Here is a 16,603-nt window from a genome sequence, read left to right on the forward strand (position 1 = left end):
GCCTTGCACTGCAAACATCGTCATCAGCTCTCTGCCATGGTCAGGGCGGCTTCCATGTCCACCGCCACGATACGGGACACGCCCTGCTCCTGCATGGTCACCCCGATCAGTTGTTCCGCCATCTCCATCGCGATCTTGTTGTGCGAGATGAAGAGGAATTGCGTGCCCGCACTCATCTGGGCCACGAGGCGCGCATAGCGCTCGGTGTTGGCGTCGTCCAGCGGCGCATCCACCTCGTCCAGCAGGCAGAACGGCGCCGGGTTCAGCTGGAAGATGGCGAACACGAGCGCGATGGCCGTCAGCGCCTTCTCGCCGCCCGAGAGCAGATGGATGGTGCTGTTCTTCTTGCCCGGCGGCTGGGCCATGACCTGCACGCCGGCGTCCAGGATCTCGTCCCCCGTCATCACCAGCTTGGCGTTGCCGCCACCGAAGAGGCTGGGGAACATGCGGCCAAAGTGCTCATTGACCTGGTTGAAGGTGGCGGACAGCAGGTCGCGCGTCTCCAGGTCGATCTTGTGGATGGCGTCTTCCAGCGTGTTGATGGCGCTGGTGAGATCTCCGAACTGCGAGTCCAGGAAGGTCTTGCGCTCGCGGGCCGCGGTGAGTTCGTCCAGCGCGGCCAGGTTGACGGCGCCCAGGGCGGCGATCTCACGGTTGATGCGGTCGATCTCGCTCTGCAGGCCCCACAGCTTGACCTCGCCCTCCTCCACCGTCCTGGCCAGCTGCTCCAGGTCCACGCCCGCGGCGCTCAGCTGCTCCAGGTACTGCGCGCCACCCAGCTGCGCGGCCTGCTCGTCCAGCTGCAGCTTGGTGATGCGCTCGCGCAGCGGCTCCAGGCTGCGCTCGAAGCTCAGACGCTGCTCCTCGGCGCGGCGCAGGCGCAGGCTGAGGTCGTCGTAGCTGCTGCGCACGGCGGCCAGCTGCTGCTCGCGCTCCATCTTGAGGGCCAGGGCGTCCTGCAGGCCGGCCTGCGCGGCGGCGTCGTTGAGGGTGTCCAGCTCCGCCTGCAGGTTCTCGGCGGAGGTCTTGTTCTGGGCGATCTGCTGGCCGGCGGTCTCGATGCTTCGCTGCAGCTCGCCCCGGCGCGCGGCGAGGCCGCGTGCGGCGAACTGCGATTCCTGCGCCCGGCGCTCCAGTGCCCGCAGCTGCTCGCGCGCCTCGGCCAGCTTGCGCTCGGCCGCGATCACGCCCTCTTCCAGCTGCGCGTGCCGCTCCTGGGTGTCGGCCAGCTGCAGGTCCAGCTCCTCGAAGCGGGCCTCGCCCGTCATGCGGCGCTCCTGCAGCTCCTCGGCCTGGGCGTCGATCTCGGCGATCTCGTCCTCCAGCTGCGCCTTGCGGCTGCTGGCGGCCTCCGCCTGCTGAGACAGGCGCAGCAGCTCGACGTGCAGCTGATGGGCCCGCGTCTGGGCTTCGCTGGCCTCGCGCCGCACCGTGGCCAGGCGCTGCGAAGCCTCGGTGTAGGCGGCCTCGGCGCGGATCAGGTGGGTCTTGGCATCGTCGGCGATGAGCGTCTGGGCGCGCAGCTCGCGGCCCAGGTTCTCGATCTCCTGCGCACGGGCCAGCAGGCCGGCGGCCTCGGAATCGGGCGCATAGAAGCTCACGGCGAACTGGCTCACCGCGTGACCGTCGCGGGTCATGATGACCTCGCCGTGCGAGAGCTTGCCCCGCCCGGCCAGGGCCTCGTCCATGGAAGCCGCCGTGTAGACGCCTTCCAGCCAGTCGTTCATCAGCGCCTTCAGGCCGGCATCGTCCAGGCGCAGCAGGTCGGTGAGGCGCGGCAGGGTCTCATGCGTATTGGCGATCGCCGCGGCGGGCGGCGAGAAGAAGGCCAGGCGGGCGGGCGGCGCGTCGGTGGCGAAGGCGCGCACCGTCTCCAGGCGGCCGACCTCCAGCGCGCCCATGCGCTCGCGCAGCGCGGCCTCAAGGGCGTTCTCCCAGCCCGTCTCGATGTGCAGGCGCGTCCACAGGCCGGCCAGCCCGTCGAGGCCGTGCCTGGCCAGCCAGGGCTTGAGCTTGCCCTCGGTCTGCACCTTTTCCTGCAGGGCCTTGAGCGCCTCGAGCCGCGCCGACAAGTCGGCCTGGCGGGCCAGCTGGCGGTTGGCATCGTCCTGCGCCGCGCGGCGCGACTCGTCCAGCTGCGGCACCTGATCCTGCAGCTCGTGCAGGCGGGCGTCGGCCAGGTCGCGCTGCTCGTCGGCATCCGCGCTCTGGACCTTCAGCTCGTCCAGCCTTCCCTGGTCCGGGAGGGTCAGGCCTTGCCTTTCGGTCGCCAGACGCTCGCGGCGCGTGCGCAGCTGGCGGTTCTGCTCGTCGATGTTGCGGCTCTCGGCGGCCAGCACCTGGATCTGCTGCTGGACCTGGCTGACCTGCACGCGCTGCTCGTTGGCCCGCGCCTGGTGCGCCCGCACCGCGTCCTCGTGATTGGGCAGGTTCATGGCCTGCTCCTCGGCCTGGGCGGCGAGGATCTCGCTCTGCTCCTCGGCCTCGGCGATCTTCGCGGCGATGTCCTCCAGCTCGGCGTCGGCCTGCGCGGCGCGCTCTTCCCACTGCTGGTTCTGTGCCTGCAGCTCGATCAGGCGGCTCTCGACGCGCTGGCGGCCCTCGACCACATAGCGGATGCGTTCCTCCAGGCGGCTCACCTCCAGCTGCGCCTCGGCCATGCGGCCCTGCGCGGCATGCAGTTCGTCCCCTGCGGCGTAGTGGGCCTGGCGCACGGTCTCGAGCTCGGCCTCGACGGCGCGCAGCTCGGCCAGGCGGGCCTCCAGGGCGTTGACGGCGTCCAGGTGCTCCTTCTTGACGCGGTCCTGCTCGGTGGCGGCGTCGCGGTGCTTGAGGAACCACAGCTGGTGCAGCTTCAGCGTGCCGGCGTCCTGCAGCGAGCGGTAGCTGGCGGCGACCTCGGCCTGGCGCTCCAGCTTCTCGAGGTTGTTGTTCAGCTCGCGCAGGATGTCTTCCACCCGCGTGAGGTTCTCGCGCGTGTCCTTGAGGCGGTTTTCCGTCTCGCGGCGGCGTTCCTTGTACTTGGAGACGCCCGCGGCCTCCTCCAGGAACAGGCGCAGCTCCTCGGGCTTGGACTCGATGATGCGGCTGATCGTGCCCTGGCCGATGATGGCGTAGGCGCGGGGCCCGAGGCCGGTGCCCAGGAACACGTCCTGCACGTCGCGGCGGCGCACCGGCTGGTTGTTGATGAAGTAGCTGCTGCCCCCTTCACGGGTCAGCACGCGCTTGACGGCGATTTCCGCGAACTGGTTCCACTGGCCGCCGGCCCGGGCGTCCTCGTTGCTGAACACGAGTTCCACGCTGGCGCGGCTGGCCGGGCGGCGGTTGCCGGAGCCGTTGAAGATCACGTCCTGCATGGACTCGCCGCGCAGCTCGCTGGCCTTGCTCTCGCCCAGCACCCAGCGCACGGCGTCCATGATGTTGGACTTGCCGCAGCCATTGGGGCCGACCACGCCGACCAGCTGCCCGGGCAGCTGGAAGTTGGTGGGCTCGGCGAAGGACTTGAAGCCCGAGAGCTTGATCGAGTTCAGGCGCATGGACGGCTAGGCTGGCTCAGAGAATCTCGAGGTCCGCTCCGGCCGGGGCTGGAGCCAGGGGCCCCAGCTTCCTCAATGCGAAGCTAAGGCGTTGATTTATTTACAGAAATGCCCCTCAAAGGGGGCAAATCTCGGGGCCGGATGATAACATCGCGCACCTCCCCGACATCCGTCGTCCGGGCGCCTGGGCTGACCCCTGAGTCAGTGGTGGGCGCCGGCCTGGAATCCACATGAGCAAGAACACCAAGTCCGCCGCCGCCAAGCCTGCCGCCAAGGCAAGCGCCTCGCCTGCAAAGTCCGCCACCAAGACCGTCGCCAAAGCAGCCACGAAGGCCGCTGCGCCCAAGATGCGCGAAATGCCGGTGAACCCGCCGTCGCGCCCCAGCAAGGAGCTGCACGTCTTCCCGAACCCGGCCCCGCAGCGCGACTACGTCATCCAGTTCCAGGTGCCCGAGTTCACCTGCTTCTGCCCGCTGACCGGCCAGCCCGACTTCGCCCACTTCACGATCGACATGATCGCGGACGACTACTGCGTCGAGCTCAAGAGCCTGAAGATGTACATGTGGTCCTACCGCGATGAGGGCGCCTTCCACGAGAAGGTGACCAACACCATCCTGGAAGACATCGTGAAGGTCACGAACCCCCGCTACATCCGCATCTCCGCCAAGTGGTACGTGCGCGGCGGCATCTACACGAACGTCGTCGTCGAGCACCGCAAGAAGGGCTGGAAGCCCCAGCCGCGCGTGGACCTGCCCCAGCACGGCGCCGAGACCGGCCTGCTGTAAGCCGGGCATCGCAGCATCGAGGGGGCTTCGGCCCCCTTTGTTCATTGACGTCCCGATGGCGTTCGACACCAGCTCCTTGCACCAGTACGCCGCCGTGCGCGTGAAGCGCAGTCGCATCGACGGCTTCGGCGTCTTCGCGGATGAAGTCATCGCCGCCGGCCGCCACATCGGCGACCTCACGGGCGAGGCCATCACCGTGGCCGAGGCCCGGCGCCGCGCCCAGGACCGGCAGCGGCTGATGCTGGTGGAACTGTCGCCCTCACGCGCCATCGACTGCAGCCGTTCCGACGACGCCATGCGCTTCACCAACCACAGCTGCGCGGCCAATGCCCGCATCGAGGTGGAGGACGGCGAGGTGCGCTTCTTCGCCCTGCGCGAAATCGCGATTGGCGAAGAAATAACCGTGTCCTACGGCCTGACGCACCATGAAGGCCGGCTGGAATGCCGTTGTGGGGCCGACAATTGCCAGCGTCGTCTTTGAGCCGCCACGAGCGGCGCCCCGCTGGATGCAAACGCCTCACAACCCCTTGCTGGATTCGCTGCAGCCCTACCCCTTCGAGCGCCTGCGCGCCCTGACGAAGGACCTGCAGCCCAACCCGGCCCTGCGCCCCATCAGCCTGGGGATCGGTGAGCCCAAGCACCCGGCCCCGAAGCTGATCGAGGATGCGCTGATGGCGCATCTCTCGGGTCTGTCCGTCTACCCCGCCACCGCCGGCGAGCCCCGGCTGCGCGAGGCCATCTGCGGCTGGCTGCAGCGCCGCTATGGCCTGACCCTCGACCCGGCCACACAGGTGCTGCCCGTCAACGGCTCGCGCGAGGCTCTGTTCGCCTTCGCCCAGACGGTGATCGACCCCACGCGTCCCGGCGCCACGGTCGTCTGCCCCAATCCCTTCTATCAGATCTACGAGGGCGCGGCCCTCTTGGCCGGCGCGAAGCCCGCGTTCGCCAACTCCGACCCGGCGCGCAACTTCGCGGCCGACTGGCGCCAGATCGACGACGCCACCTGGGCCCGCACGCAGCTGCTGTACGTCTGCTCGCCCGGCAACCCCACGGGCGCCGTCATGCCCCTGGAGGAATGGCGCCAGCTCTTCGAGCTCTCGGATCGCCACGGCTTCGTGATCGCCTCGGACGAGTGCTACTCCGAGATCTACTTCCGCGACGAACCCCCGCTGTCCGGCCTGCAGGCCGCCGTGCAGCTGGGCCGCCCGGACTTCCGCAATCTCGTGGCCTTCACCAGCCTCTCCAAGCGCTCCAACGTGCCGGGCCTGCGCTCGGGCTTCGTGGCCGGCGACGCCGCCTTGCTGAAGAAGTTCCTGCTCTACCGCACCTACCATGGCAGCGCCATGAATCCCATGGTGCAGGCGGCCAGCGTCGCCGCCTGGAACGACGAGGCGCACGTCGTTGCCAATCGCGAGGCCTACCGCGCCAAGTTCGCCACGGTGACGCCCCTGCTGGCCGAAGTGCTGGACGTGGCCCTGCCCGACGCCAGTTTCTACCTCTGGGCCGGGGTGCCCGGCGGGGACGACGTCCGCTTCACCCTCGAATTGCTCGCTCAATACAATGTGGCGGTCCTGCCCGGCAGCCTGCTGGCCCGCGAGGCGCACGGCGTCAACCCGGGCCGCGGCCGCATCCGTCTGGCGCTCGTGGCCGAGGAGGCCGAGTGCCTGGAAGCCGCCCGCCGCATCGTCGAATTCACCCGCGCCTACCAGCCCTGACGCCGGTTCGCGCCCCGGCGCCGCCGCCGGGTGGCGCCTCCCCCCTCACCTCTCCCTGACTCGAGAACACCATGAGCCAAGACCTGCAGACCCTGATCGACCAAGCCTGGGAAGACCGCACCCAGTTCAGCCCCAGCAGCGCGCCCGCCGCCGTGCGCGAGGCCGTGGACCACGTGCTGGCCGAGCTGGACGCCGGCCGTCTGCGCGTGGCCGAGCGCCAGGGCGTGGGCCAGTGGACGGTGCACCAGTGGATCAAGAAGGCCGTGCTGCTGTCCTTCCGCCTCAACGACAACCGCGCCATGGGCGGCGGTGACCTCGGCTTCTTCGACAAGGTCCCGACCAAGTTCGGCGGCCTGAGCGAGGACCAGCTGCGCGCCACCGGCGTGCGCGTGGTGCCCCCCGCCGTGGCCCGCCGCGGCAGCTTCATGGCCAGGAACGTGGTGCTGATGCCCTCCTACGTCAACATCGGCGCCTACGTCGATGAAGGCACCATGGTCGACACCTGGGCCACCGTCGGCTCCTGCGCGCAGATCGGCAAGAACGTCCACCTGAGCGGCGGCGTGGGCATCGGCGGGGTGCTGGAGCCCCTGCAGGCCAACCCGACCATCATCGAGGACAACTGCTTCATCGGCGCCCGTTCCGAGGTCGTGGAAGGCGTGATCGTCGAGGAGAACTCGGTGATCTCCATGGGCGTCTACATCGGTCAGAGCACCCCCATCTACGACCGCGAGAAGGACGAGGTCAGCTATGGCCGCGTGCCCGCCGGCTCCGTGGTGATCAGCGGCTCGCTGCCCAAGGCCGACGGCAAGTACAGCCTCTACGCCGCCATCATCGTCAAGAAGGTCGATGCCGGCACCCGCGCCAAGACGAGCATCAACGAACTGTTGCGCGCCTGACGAGGGTTCTGCAGGCAGCCGCCTGCAAAACTAGGCGATGATTCGGGCTTCGCGCGCCTCCCCCAGGCGCCGGAGCCCGTTTGATTTTTGAATTGCGTCGTTGACACGCGTTGGAGGCCGGTGGCATGAGCGGAAACATGGAGCGCATCCTGCGCCTGATGGCGGACAAGGGCGCCTCGGACATCTATCTCTCGGCCAACATGCCGGTGCTGATCCGCATCAACGGCCAGATGCTGCAGCTCTCCGACCAGCTCCTGACGCCCAGTCAGCCGCGCCAGCTGATCGCCGAGGTGCTGGACCCGAAGAACCTGGCCGAGCTGGACGAGAGCGGCGAGCTCAACATGGCCGTCTCGATCTCCAAGGTCGGCAGCTTCCGCCTCTCCGCCTTCCGCCAGCGCGGCACGATCGCCGCCGTGTTCCGGCACATCCCGCACATCATTCCCTCGCTGGACAGCCTCAACCTGCCCCCCATCCTCTCCAAGCTGGTGATGGAGAAGCGCGGCCTCATCCTGATGGTGGGCGCCACCGGCACCGGCAAGAGCACGACGCTCGCCGCCATGCTGGAGCAGCGCAACATGAACATGGCCGGGCACATCCTGACCATCGAGGACCCGGTCGAGTTCCTGTTCAGCAACAAGCGCTCCGTGGTGAACCAGCGCGAAGTCGGCCGGGACACCGCCTCGCTGCACGTGGCCCTGAAGAATGCCCTGCGGCAGTCGCCCGACTGCATCCTGATCGGCGAAATCCGGGACCGCGAGACCATGACGGCGGCAATCTCCTATGCGCTGTCGGGCCACCTCGTGCTCGCCACGCTGCACGGCAACAACAGCTACCACGCGCTGAACCGGATCCTGTCCTTCTACACGCCGGAAAGCCGCCCCGCGCTGCTGAATGACCTCGCGGCCGGCCTCAAGGCGGTCGTATCGCAGCGCCTCGTGCGTGCCCACGCCGGCGGCCGCGTGCCGGTCACCGAGATCCTGGTCAACACCAAGCTGACGGCCGAGCTGATCGAGCACGGGGACTTCAATGGCGTCAAGGAGGCCATGGAGAAGTCCATTGCCGAAGGCTCTCAAACCTTCGAGGAGCACTTCGCCCACCTCATCAACGAAGGCATCATCAGCAAGGAAGAGGGCCTGGCCTTCGCCGACTCGCCCACCAACCTGCTCTGGCGCCTGCAGAACGAGGGCTCGGCCCTCGGCAAGGGCGAAGGCGCCAAGAAGAAGGAAGAGCCGGCCGAGGACGTGGCGAGCTTCACCTCCATCACGCTGGACGTGCGTCACGAATGATCCCGAGTGGCATGAACTCCGCAAGCACGCTGGCCGAGCGCCTGGCCGAACCCACCCTGCAGCTGCTGGAGCAGCTCATCAGCCGCCCGTCGGTCACGCCGCGTGACGAGGGCTGCCTGGACCTGATCGGCGAGCGCCTGGCCCGCCTCGGCTTCCAGCTCGAACGCATGGACAGCGGCCCCGAGGACGGCCGCGTGAGCAATCTCTGGGCGCTGCGCCCGGGGGCCGCGGCAGACGGCCCGGTGCTGGTCTTCGCCGGCCACACCGACGTGGTGCCCACCGGCGCGCTGGGTGCCTGGTCCAGCGACCCCTTCGTGCCCAGCTACCGCGACGGCCGGCTCTACGGCCGCGGCGCGGCGGACATGAAAACCTCGCTGGCCGCGATGGTCACCGCCTGCGAGGCCTTCCTGGAGCGCCACCCCGCCCCGGCCGGCAGCATCGCCTTCCTGCTCACGAGCGACGAGGAAGGCCCGGCCAAGGACGGCACCGTGGTCTGCGTGGAGCGTCTCAAGGCCCGCGGCCAGCGCCTGGACTTCTGCATCGTCGGCGAACCCACCTCCGTGCAGCAGCTGGGTGACACCGTCAAGAACGGCCGCCGCGGCTCGCTCTCCGGCCGCCTGCGCGTGATCGGCGTGCAGGGGCACGTGGCCTACCCGCAACTCGCCCGCAACCCGGTGCACCAGGCCGCCCCGGCGCTCGCCGAGCTGGCCGCCACCGAATGGGACCGCGGCAACAGCTACTTCCCGCCCACCACCTTCCAGATCTCCAACCTCGCCGCTGGCACCGGCGCGACCAACGTCATCCCCGGCGAGCTGGTGCTGGACTTCAACTTCCGCTTCTCCACCGAGTCCACCCCGGACAGTCTCAAGGCCCGGGTGCACGCCCTGCTGGACCGCCACGGCCTCGAGTACGCCCTCGACTGGCATCTCAGCGGCGAGCCCTTCCTCACGCCGGTCGGCCGCCTCAGCGACGCGCTGGGCACGGCCATCCGCGAGGTGACGGGCGTGCAGACGGAGCTGTCCACGACCGGCGGCACCTCGGACGGCCGCTTCATCGCCAAGGTCTGCCCGCAGGTGGCCGAGTTCGGCCCGCTCAACGCCAGCATCCACAAGATCGACGAATACGTCCCCGTCGACCAGGTCGGCCCGCTGGCCGCCATCTACTGCCTCTGTCTGGAACAATTGCTCCCGTGAAGCTCATCGACTGCATCGAAGCCCAAGCCGCCCGCCTCGTGAAGGCGGGCGTCGCATTTGGGCATGGCACCACCAACGCCTTCGACGAGGCCGCCTGGCTCGTGCTGTGGAAGCTCGGCCTGCCGCTGGACAGCCTCGGCGACCACGAGGAGCGCCTGCTGTCCGCCCCCGAGCAGGCCGGCATCGAGGCCCTCGTCAGCGAGCGCATCGAGAGCCGCAAGCCCGCCGCCTACCTCACCCGCGAGGCCTGGCTGCAGGGCGTGCCCTTCTATGTGGACGAGCGCGCCATCGTGCCGCGCAGCTTCATCGCCGAGCTGATTGCCGAGGCCACGATCGACCCGTGGCTCTCCGAGCACACGGCGCGGGCCCTGGACCTCTGCACCGGCAACGGCAGCCTCGCGGTGCTTGCCGCCATGGCCTGGCCGGACCTGCGCGTGGATGCCATCGACCTGTCGCCGGACGCCCTGGCCGTCGCGCGCATCAACGTCGATCGGCACGGCCTCGGCGAGCGCATCCGCCTGCTGCAGGGCGATGCCCTCGCCCCGGCGGACGGCCCCTACGACCTGATCCTGTGCAACCCGCCCTACGTCAACAGCCAGTCCATGGCCGCCCTCCCCGCCGAGTACCGCGCCGAGCCTGAGCTGGCCCTGGCCGGCGGCAGCGACGGCATGGACTTCGTGCGCCGGCTCTTCGCCACCGCCCCGCAGCAGATGGCGCCGAACGCCGTGCTGGTGCTGGAGATCGGCAACGAACGCGACTTCTTCGAGGCCGCCTTCCCGCGCCTCGAAGTGGCCTGGATGGAATGCAGCGCCGGCGAGGACCAGGTGCTGCTGGTGACCCGCGAGGCCCTGCTCGCCGGCCTGAACTGAACAAGACATGATCACCCTGAAGAATGTGGTGCTGCGACGCGGCACCAAGGTCGTGCTGGACGACGCCAGCGTCGTGCTGCAGCCCGGCGAGAAGATCGGTCTCGTGGGCCGCAACGGCGCGGGCAAGTCCAGCCTCTTTGCCCTGCTGACCGAGCGTCTGCATGCCGACCGCGGCGATGTCGAGGTGCCCCGGCACTGGCGCATGGCCGAGGTCGCGCAGCACATGCCCGAGACCGAGGCCTCGGCCACCGACTTCGTGCTGGAGGGCGATACCCGCCTGATGGCCGCGCGCGAGCTGCTCGCCAAGGCCGAGGCCGCGGGCGATGGCCACGGCATCGCCGAGGGCCATGTGGCCATGAGCGATGCCGGCGCCTTCGATGCCCGCGCGCGTGCGCAGGCCCTGCTGATGGGCCTGGGCTTCAAGGGCGCGCAGGTGGATGCGCCGGTGAACAGCTTCTCCGGCGGCTGGCGCATGCGCCTGCAGCTGGCCCGCGCGCTGATGTGCCCGGCGGACCTCATGCTGCTGGACGAACCCACCAACCACCTGGACCTCGACGCCCTCGTCTGGCTGGAAGCCTGGCTGCAGCGCTACGAGGGCACGCTCCTCATCATCAGCCACGACCGCGAGTTCCTCGACGCCATCACCCGCGTCACGCTGCATCTGGACGAGGCCAAGCTGACGCGCTACGGCGGCAACTACACCGCCTTCGAGGCCATGCGCGCCGAGCGCATGGTCCAGCAGCAGCAGGCCTTCGACAAGCAGCAGGACCGCATCGCCCACCTGCAGAAGTTCATCGACCGCTTCAAGGCCAAGGCCACCAAGGCGAAGCAGGCGCAGAGCCGCGTCAAGGCGCTGGAGCGCATGGAGCGCCTCGCGCCGGTCCTGGCCTCGGCCGATTTCGCCTTCGAGTTCCGCGAGCCCGTCTCGCTGCCCAATCCCATGCTCTCGCTGCGCGACGTGGCCTGCGGCTATGGCGAGACCACCATCGTGCGGGACATCAACCGCACGGTGCTGGCCGGCCAGCGCATCGGCATCCTCGGCGCCAACGGCCAGGGCAAGTCCACCCTGGTCAAGACGGTGGCCCGCATGCAGAAGGCGCTCGGGGGCACGCTGACCGAGGGCAAGGGCCTGGCCATCGGCTACTTCGCCCAGCAGGAGATGGACGTGCTGCGGCCGGACGAAGGCCCGCTCGCCCACATGATCCGTCTGGCCAAGGAGGTCAGCCCGCAGGCGCGCGAGCAGGAGCTGCGGGACTTCCTCGGCCAGTTCCGCTTCACGGGGGACATGGTCAACCAGGAGGTCGGCAGCCTCTCCGGCGGGGAGAAGGCGCGGCTCGTGCTGGCCATGCTGGTCTGGCAGCGCCCCAACCTGCTGCTGCTGGATGAGCCGACCAACCACCTGGACCTGCAGACCCGCGAGGCGCTGTCGATGGCGCTCAACGAGTTCGAGGGCACCGTGATGCTGGTCAGCCATGACCGCGCGCTGCTGCGCGAGGTCTGCGACGAGTTCTGGCTCGTCGCCAAGGGTCAGGTCTCGCCCTTCGACGGCGACCTCGACGACTACCAGCGCTGGCTGCTGGAGACCGCCCGCGAGGTCGCCAAGGCCATCAAGGAGGCCAGCCGCAGCGCCGCCGAGGCCCAGAAGGCGCAGAGCAGCACGGCACCGGCCAATCAGCGCGAGGACCGCAAGGCCTCGGCGCAGGCACGGGCGAAGCTCAACGAGCAGACGCGGCCGATGCGCAAGGAGATCGAGACGATCGACAAGCAGCTGGCCCGGCTCACGCAGGAGCGCGAAGCGCTGGAGGCCGAGCTGGCCGCCGGCACGCTCGCGCCGGCCGCCATCGCCGACAGCGGCCGCCGGCTCAAGGCGGTGGGCGACGAGATCGACGAGCTCGAAATGCGCTGGCTGGAGCTCAGCGAGCAGATCGAGGCCCTGACGACCGCCGCCGGGCTCTGAGCCCGGCAGCACGGCCCGGGGCCGGCGTCATCGCGACGCCCCCCAGGCCCGCTCAGTGAAAGCGCCTGGGTTCGGATCGGCACTCAGGCCAGGCAGACGGCGATGGCCGCCAGGGCCGCCGGCACGCTCTGGATGAAGAGAATCTTGCGGCTGGCCGTGGCCGCGCCATAGACGCCCGCCACGAAGACACAGCCCAGGAAGAAGAGCTGCGTGGCCCCCTCACCCCGCGCCAGCCCCCAGAACAGGCCTGCCGCCAGGAAGCCGTTGTAGAGCCCCTGGTTGGCCGCCAGCACCTTGGTCGCGTCCGCGAACTCCTGTGTCAGCCCGAAGGCCTTGCGGCCCTTCGGCGTGGTCCACCAGAACATCTCCAGCACGAGGATGTAGACGTGGATCAGGCCCACCAGGCCCACCAGCACGGCGGCGGCTGCTTGCATGTGTTCGCTCCTTCCCGAGGCATTCGATGTGATGGGCGCGATCTTGTCACAGCCACCGCCCCCTGCGTGTCACCTGCGGCACGCGGGATATCCCGTCCCCGCCCGCTTCATCCCGCCGTCTTCATCCCGCCGATCTCACCCCGCCGCCCCCGGCCCGCTGCCCCCTCCCCGGCTGCCGCACGGGAAAGACCTTTTAAATTGTGTGCAATTCAATTGCGCACTACATTAATCCCCATGCCGACACGCAAGAGCCCCCCGCAAGCCGCCGCCGATCCCCGCGATCACTGGCTGAAGCTGGACCACCAGCTGTGCTTCGCCCTGTATTCGAGCTCACTGGCGATGACCAAGCTCTACAAGCCCCTGCTGGCGCCACTGGGATTGACCTACCCGCAGTACCTGGTGCTGCTGGTGCTGTGGGAGCAGGACGGTCAGCCCGTCAGTGCGCTGGGCGAGCGCCTGAGCCTCGACTCCGGGACGCTGACTCCCTTGCTCAAGCGCATGGAGCAGTCCGGCCTGCTGCAGCGGCTGCGGGATGCGAACGACGAGCGCCGCGTGCTGATCACGCTGACCCACGACGGCCGCGCCCTGAAGAAGGCGGCGCGCAAGATTCCGGAATCGCTGGCCTGTGCCAGCGCCTGCGGGCTCGACGAGCTGCAGGCCCTCACGCAACGCCTGCATGCCCTGCGGGACCAGCTCCAGCGCAGCGTGCAGGCCGCGGCCTGATCCCGCACACCCACTCACCCTGACCACCCCGCCCCCGAGGCATCACCCGAAAGGACCCATCATGGCTCTCGACAAAGTGCTCTACACCGCCACCGCCACCGCCACGGGCGGCCGCCAAGGCAGCGCCGAATCCAGCGACGGCAAGCTGAAGATCGAACTCTCCACGCCGCGTGAGCTCGGCGGCGCCGGCGGCGACGGCACCAACCCCGAACAGCTCTTCGCGGCCGGCTACTCGGCCTGCTTCATCGGCGCCATGAAGGCGGTCGGCGCCAAGCAGAAGATCGCCGTGCCGAACGACGTCTCCATCACCAGCGACGTCGCCATCGGCCCGATCCCGCAGGGCTTCGGCATCCAGGTCGCCATGCGCATCAGCCTGCCCGGCATGGAGCGCGCCGCCGCCCAGGCCCTGATCGAGGCCGCGCACCAGGTCTGCCCCTACAGCAACGCCACGCGCGGCAACATCGACGTGAGCCTGACGCTGGTCTGAAGCTCGCGCACGCCGAGGTCCGCGCCTCGGCCACCCGAAGGCCGGTCCCCTGCGGACCGGCTTTTTTCATGAGGGTTCGCGCGTCAGGCGACGGTCGGACGAAGCGCGCAGGCGCTTCAGGCGCCCGGCGCGGCGGCCAGGAGCTGCAGCAGCAGCTCGACGCGCGCCTTGACCGGGCTCAGCGCGCCCGCGCTGAGCAGCCCGCGGCCGTTCTCCGCCACCGGCCCGCCATCGCAGCGCGTGCTGCGCAGCACCTTCACGCCCGCCTCCTGCGCGTCCAGCAGCGCCTGCTCCAGGGCCTCGCTGAGGGTGCCATTGCCCGTTCCGGCCACCACGAGACCGTCGACGCCGTCCTGCTGCAGCAGGCGCACCACGCGGCCGTCGGCATGGGCGTGGTTGAGCACCAGCTCGACCCGCGGCCAGGCGCCGCCTTCTGGGGGCAACACGCCGGTCCCGAGCGCCGCGCGGGCCGCCACGGGCTGCGCCAGCCAGCGCACCCGCCCTTCCTCCACCTGCGCCAGCACCGTGCCGTCCCGGCCTCGGAAGGCGTCCACGCGGTAGCTGTGGACCTTCTGCACCTGCTCGGCGCCATAGACCTGCCCGGCCACGCAGACCATCACCCCCTGCGAGCCGGGATCCTGCAGCAGGTGGGCGGCGTCCAGCATGTTCTGCGGGCCGTCCAGCTGCAGCGCCGTCGCCGGCCGCATGGCCGCCGTCAGCACGACCGGCTTGCGCGGCGCGAGCACGCGCTGCAGGAAGTAGGCGGTCTCCTCCAGCGTGTCCGTGCCATGGGTGATGAGCACGCCCCGCACCTCGACCCGCGCCAGGTGCGAGGCCACGGCCAGCGCCAGGCGGCGCCACGTGGGGAAGTCCATGTCCTTGCTGTCCAGCTGCGCAATCTGATGCGCCTCCAGCCGGAAGGCCGACAGGCCGGGCACGCCGGCGACGAGCGCCTCGACGTGGATCTCGCCCGCCTTGTAGCCCACGTTGTCATGCGCCTGGGCCGCCTTGCCGGCGATCGTGCCGCCGGTGCCGAGGATGACGATCAAGTCAGCGACTTTGCTTTGCAATTTGTGACGTCCTGGATAAAAATACAGATACTGGATGGATATCCAGATCGCGATCAATTCAACCGCCGGCGCGTGCCCTGTCACCCTGGCGGAGCCCACATCGAAAGGTCACCCGTGGACGCAAGCCCCAAACTCACCGCCCGGCAGCAGCAGATTTTCGATCTGGTGCGCCAGAGTATCGAGGAAACTGGCGCTCCGCCCACCCGTGCCGAGATCGCCGCCGAGCTCGGCTTCAAGTCCGCGAATGCCGCCGAGGAACACCTGCAGGCGCTCGCACGCAAGGGCGTCATCGAGCTGGTAGGCGGCACGTCGCGGGGCATCCGGCTGCCGGGCGCCGCGCTGAAGGCACTCAACCGCGCCCGCGAAGTGCGCGAAGCCCTCAGAAGCGATGCGCAATTTGCATTGCCGCTGCCGGGCCTGGCCCAGCTGACCCTGCCCCTGATCGGCCGCGTGGCCGCCGGTGCGCCCATCCTGGCGCAGGAGCACATCGAGCAGCAGTACAGCGTCGAGCCCAGCCTCTTCGCCCGCAAGCCCGACTACCTGCTGCGCGTGCGCGGCCTCAGCATGCGGGACGTCGGCATCATGGACGGCGACCTCCTGGCCGTGCAGAAATGCGCCGAGGCCAAGAACGGGCAGATCGTCGTCGCCCGCATTGGAGACGAAGTCACGGTGAAGCGCTTCCGCAAAGAGCGCCAGCACATCAGCCTGCTGCCCGAGAACCCCGACTTCGAACCCATCCTCGTGACGGGCGACGAGCCCTTCGCCATCGAGGGGCTGGCCGTCGGGCTCATCCGCAATCAGTTCTGAGGGCGCGCCGGCACCGCCCGCAAAGCCGCCAACGGGCCGCGGCGCTGCAGCTTGCCCGCGCTCCTTCATGGCCTGGCTGGCCCGTTCGATGGCCCGGATGGCGTCCCCGGCCTGGCCATCGCTGAAGCCGATCACCCTCAGCGTGGCCCCGGGAATCCCCAGGAACAGCCGCATGAACCTTGCCAGGGTGGCGTGCTTGCAGCGGGCCGGTGCCACCCCATCGGGCATGGCCTCGAGCGCCGCCCCGAAGCGCCTCACTTGCGCGTTGACCATCGCCCAGCCGAAGCAGGCCCGCAGCACCACCGCCAGACCCGCCAGGCAAAGGCCTGATCCAGCCACCGCCAGTGGACGAGGCCGGCCACTGCCATCGGTAGTTGCAGCCATGCGGGCCGGGCCCGCAGCGTCTGGAACGACGCAGGCTGCGGATGGCGTCATCGGGTCGAAATCGGGTCGAAATCGGGGCGCAATAGGGGCGCAACAAGGTCGCAGTCGGGTCGGAATCGGGTCGAAAGCGGGGGCCTCAGGACTTGAAGCGGCGTCATCAACAGATGCGTCAGCACGCGCCTGGCATCAGCCGCCTTCGCCGCCGCCGGGGATGCAGGCATGCCAAGTGGCATGCAAAGGGGCAGGTCTTGCCTGCCCCATGAAAAACGCCCACCGAGGTGGGCGTTCGTACGTTCAGCGGCCGGCAGGCCTGTCGGCCTGCAGAACCGCAAAAAGCATCAGCGCACGACCGCGATCTGCTCGCGGGCACCGCCCTTGTAGGTGTACAGCGTCAGGGCGCCGTTCTTGATGTCGCCCTTGCCGTCGAAGCTGATCGTGCCCGTCACGCCCTTGTAGCCTTC

14 protein-coding genes and 1 pseudogene are annotated in these 16,603 nt (G+C 69.3%); 11 read left to right on the plus strand and 4 right to left on the minus strand.

Annotation, left to right across the window (positions count from 1 at the left end; translation table 11 throughout):
• Nucleotides 1-23: 23 nt before the first annotated feature.
• Entirely contained in the window at nt 24-3,536 is a 3,513-nt protein-coding gene (smc, locus tag QRD43_RS21770; RefSeq protein WP_285984619.1) for a chromosome segregation protein SMC, read from the minus strand.
• Between the two features lie 356 nt (nt 3,537-3,892).
• Between smc and queF the strand changes: the two genes are divergently transcribed.
• The 8 genes from queF to QRD43_RS21810 all read left to right on the plus strand — a co-directional run bounded on the left by queF (nt 3,893) and on the right by QRD43_RS21810 (nt 12,237).
• Complete coding sequence (queF, locus tag QRD43_RS21775) at nt 3,893-4,321, plus strand: preQ(1) synthase (RefSeq protein ID WP_285984638.1); 429 nt, start codon at nt 3,893-3,895, stop codon at nt 4,319-4,321.
• Nucleotides 4,322-4,376: 55 nt separating this feature from the next.
• The gene (locus tag QRD43_RS21780; RefSeq protein WP_285984620.1) at nt 4,377-4,802 is read left to right on the plus strand and encodes an SET domain-containing protein; all 426 of its coding nucleotides are present in this window, start codon (nt 4,377-4,379) and stop codon (nt 4,800-4,802) included.
• A gap of 25 nt (nt 4,803-4,827) precedes the next feature.
• Nucleotides 4,828-6,036, plus strand: a complete 1,209-nt coding sequence (gene dapC, locus QRD43_RS21785; protein WP_285984621.1) for a succinyldiaminopimelate transaminase — start codon at nt 4,828-4,830, stop codon at nt 6,034-6,036.
• A gap of 71 nt (nt 6,037-6,107) precedes the next feature.
• Nucleotides 6,108-6,932 (plus strand): 2,3,4,5-tetrahydropyridine-2,6-dicarboxylate N-succinyltransferase, encoded by an 825-nt coding sequence (gene dapD / locus QRD43_RS21790; RefSeq protein WP_285984622.1) that lies wholly within the window; start codon nt 6,108-6,110, stop codon nt 6,930-6,932.
• A gap of 125 nt (nt 6,933-7,057) precedes the next feature.
• A complete protein-coding gene (locus QRD43_RS21795) occupies nt 7,058-8,218 on the plus strand; it encodes a PilT/PilU family type 4a pilus ATPase (RefSeq protein WP_285984623.1) in 1,161 nt (386 codons plus the stop codon).
• Nucleotides 8,219-8,229: 11 nt separating this feature from the next.
• Nucleotides 8,230-9,411 carry a succinyl-diaminopimelate desuccinylase gene (dapE, locus tag QRD43_RS21800; protein ID WP_285984624.1) on the plus strand — a complete coding sequence of 394 codons (1,182 nt, stop codon included), beginning with the start codon at nt 8,230-8,232 and terminating at the stop codon, nt 9,409-9,411.
• The gene (gene prmB / locus QRD43_RS21805) at nt 9,408-10,280 is read left to right on the plus strand and encodes a 50S ribosomal protein L3 N(5)-glutamine methyltransferase (RefSeq protein ID WP_285984625.1); all 873 of its coding nucleotides are present in this window, start codon (nt 9,408-9,410) and stop codon (nt 10,278-10,280) included. The genes dapE and prmB overlap by 4 nt, the downstream gene beginning before the upstream one ends.
• Before the next feature lie 7 nt (nt 10,281-10,287).
• A complete protein-coding gene (locus tag QRD43_RS21810) occupies nt 10,288-12,237 on the plus strand; it encodes an ATP-binding cassette domain-containing protein (RefSeq protein ID WP_285984626.1) in 1,950 nt (649 codons plus the stop codon).
• Nucleotides 12,238-12,320: 83 nt separating this feature from the next.
• Here the strand turns inward: QRD43_RS21810 and QRD43_RS21815 are convergent, their stop codons facing one another.
• Nucleotides 12,321-12,671 carry a DUF1304 domain-containing protein gene (locus QRD43_RS21815; protein ID WP_285984627.1) on the minus strand — a complete coding sequence of 117 codons (351 nt, stop codon included), beginning with the start codon at nt 12,669-12,671 and terminating at the stop codon, nt 12,321-12,323.
• Nucleotides 12,672-12,905: 234 nt separating this feature from the next.
• On the opposite strand from QRD43_RS21815, the gene QRD43_RS21820 reads away from it, so the two are divergent.
• Together QRD43_RS21820 and QRD43_RS21825 are read left to right on the plus strand one after the other, a co-directional pair.
• The gene (locus tag QRD43_RS21820; RefSeq protein WP_285984628.1) at nt 12,906-13,394 is read left to right on the plus strand and encodes a MarR family winged helix-turn-helix transcriptional regulator; all 489 of its coding nucleotides are present in this window, start codon (nt 12,906-12,908) and stop codon (nt 13,392-13,394) included.
• 61 nt (nt 13,395-13,455) lie between these two features.
• Nucleotides 13,456-13,881 carry an organic hydroperoxide resistance protein gene (locus tag QRD43_RS21825; protein ID WP_285984629.1) on the plus strand — a complete coding sequence of 142 codons (426 nt, stop codon included), beginning with the start codon at nt 13,456-13,458 and terminating at the stop codon, nt 13,879-13,881.
• Nucleotides 13,882-13,997: 116 nt separating this feature from the next.
• Here the strand turns inward: QRD43_RS21825 and QRD43_RS21830 are convergent, their stop codons facing one another.
• Nucleotides 13,998-14,951, minus strand: a complete 954-nt coding sequence (locus QRD43_RS21830; protein WP_285984630.1) for an asparaginase — start codon at nt 14,949-14,951, stop codon at nt 13,998-14,000.
• A gap of 114 nt (nt 14,952-15,065) precedes the next feature.
• On the opposite strand from QRD43_RS21830, the gene lexA reads away from it, so the two are divergent.
• Nucleotides 15,066-15,758, plus strand: coding sequence for a transcriptional repressor LexA (lexA, locus tag QRD43_RS21835; protein WP_285984631.1), 693 nt, complete (start codon nt 15,066-15,068; stop codon nt 15,756-15,758).
• A gap of 722 nt (nt 15,759-16,480) precedes the next feature.
• Here lexA and QRD43_RS21840 read toward each other — a convergent pair.
• Nucleotides 16,481-16,603: pseudogene (locus tag QRD43_RS21840) on the minus strand (branched-chain amino acid ABC transporter substrate-binding protein); the annotation flags it as partial.

This window comes from Roseateles subflavus (assembly GCF_030285365.1).
GTDB lineage: Bacteria > Pseudomonadota > Gammaproteobacteria > Burkholderiales > Burkholderiaceae_C > Roseateles_B > Roseateles_B subflavus.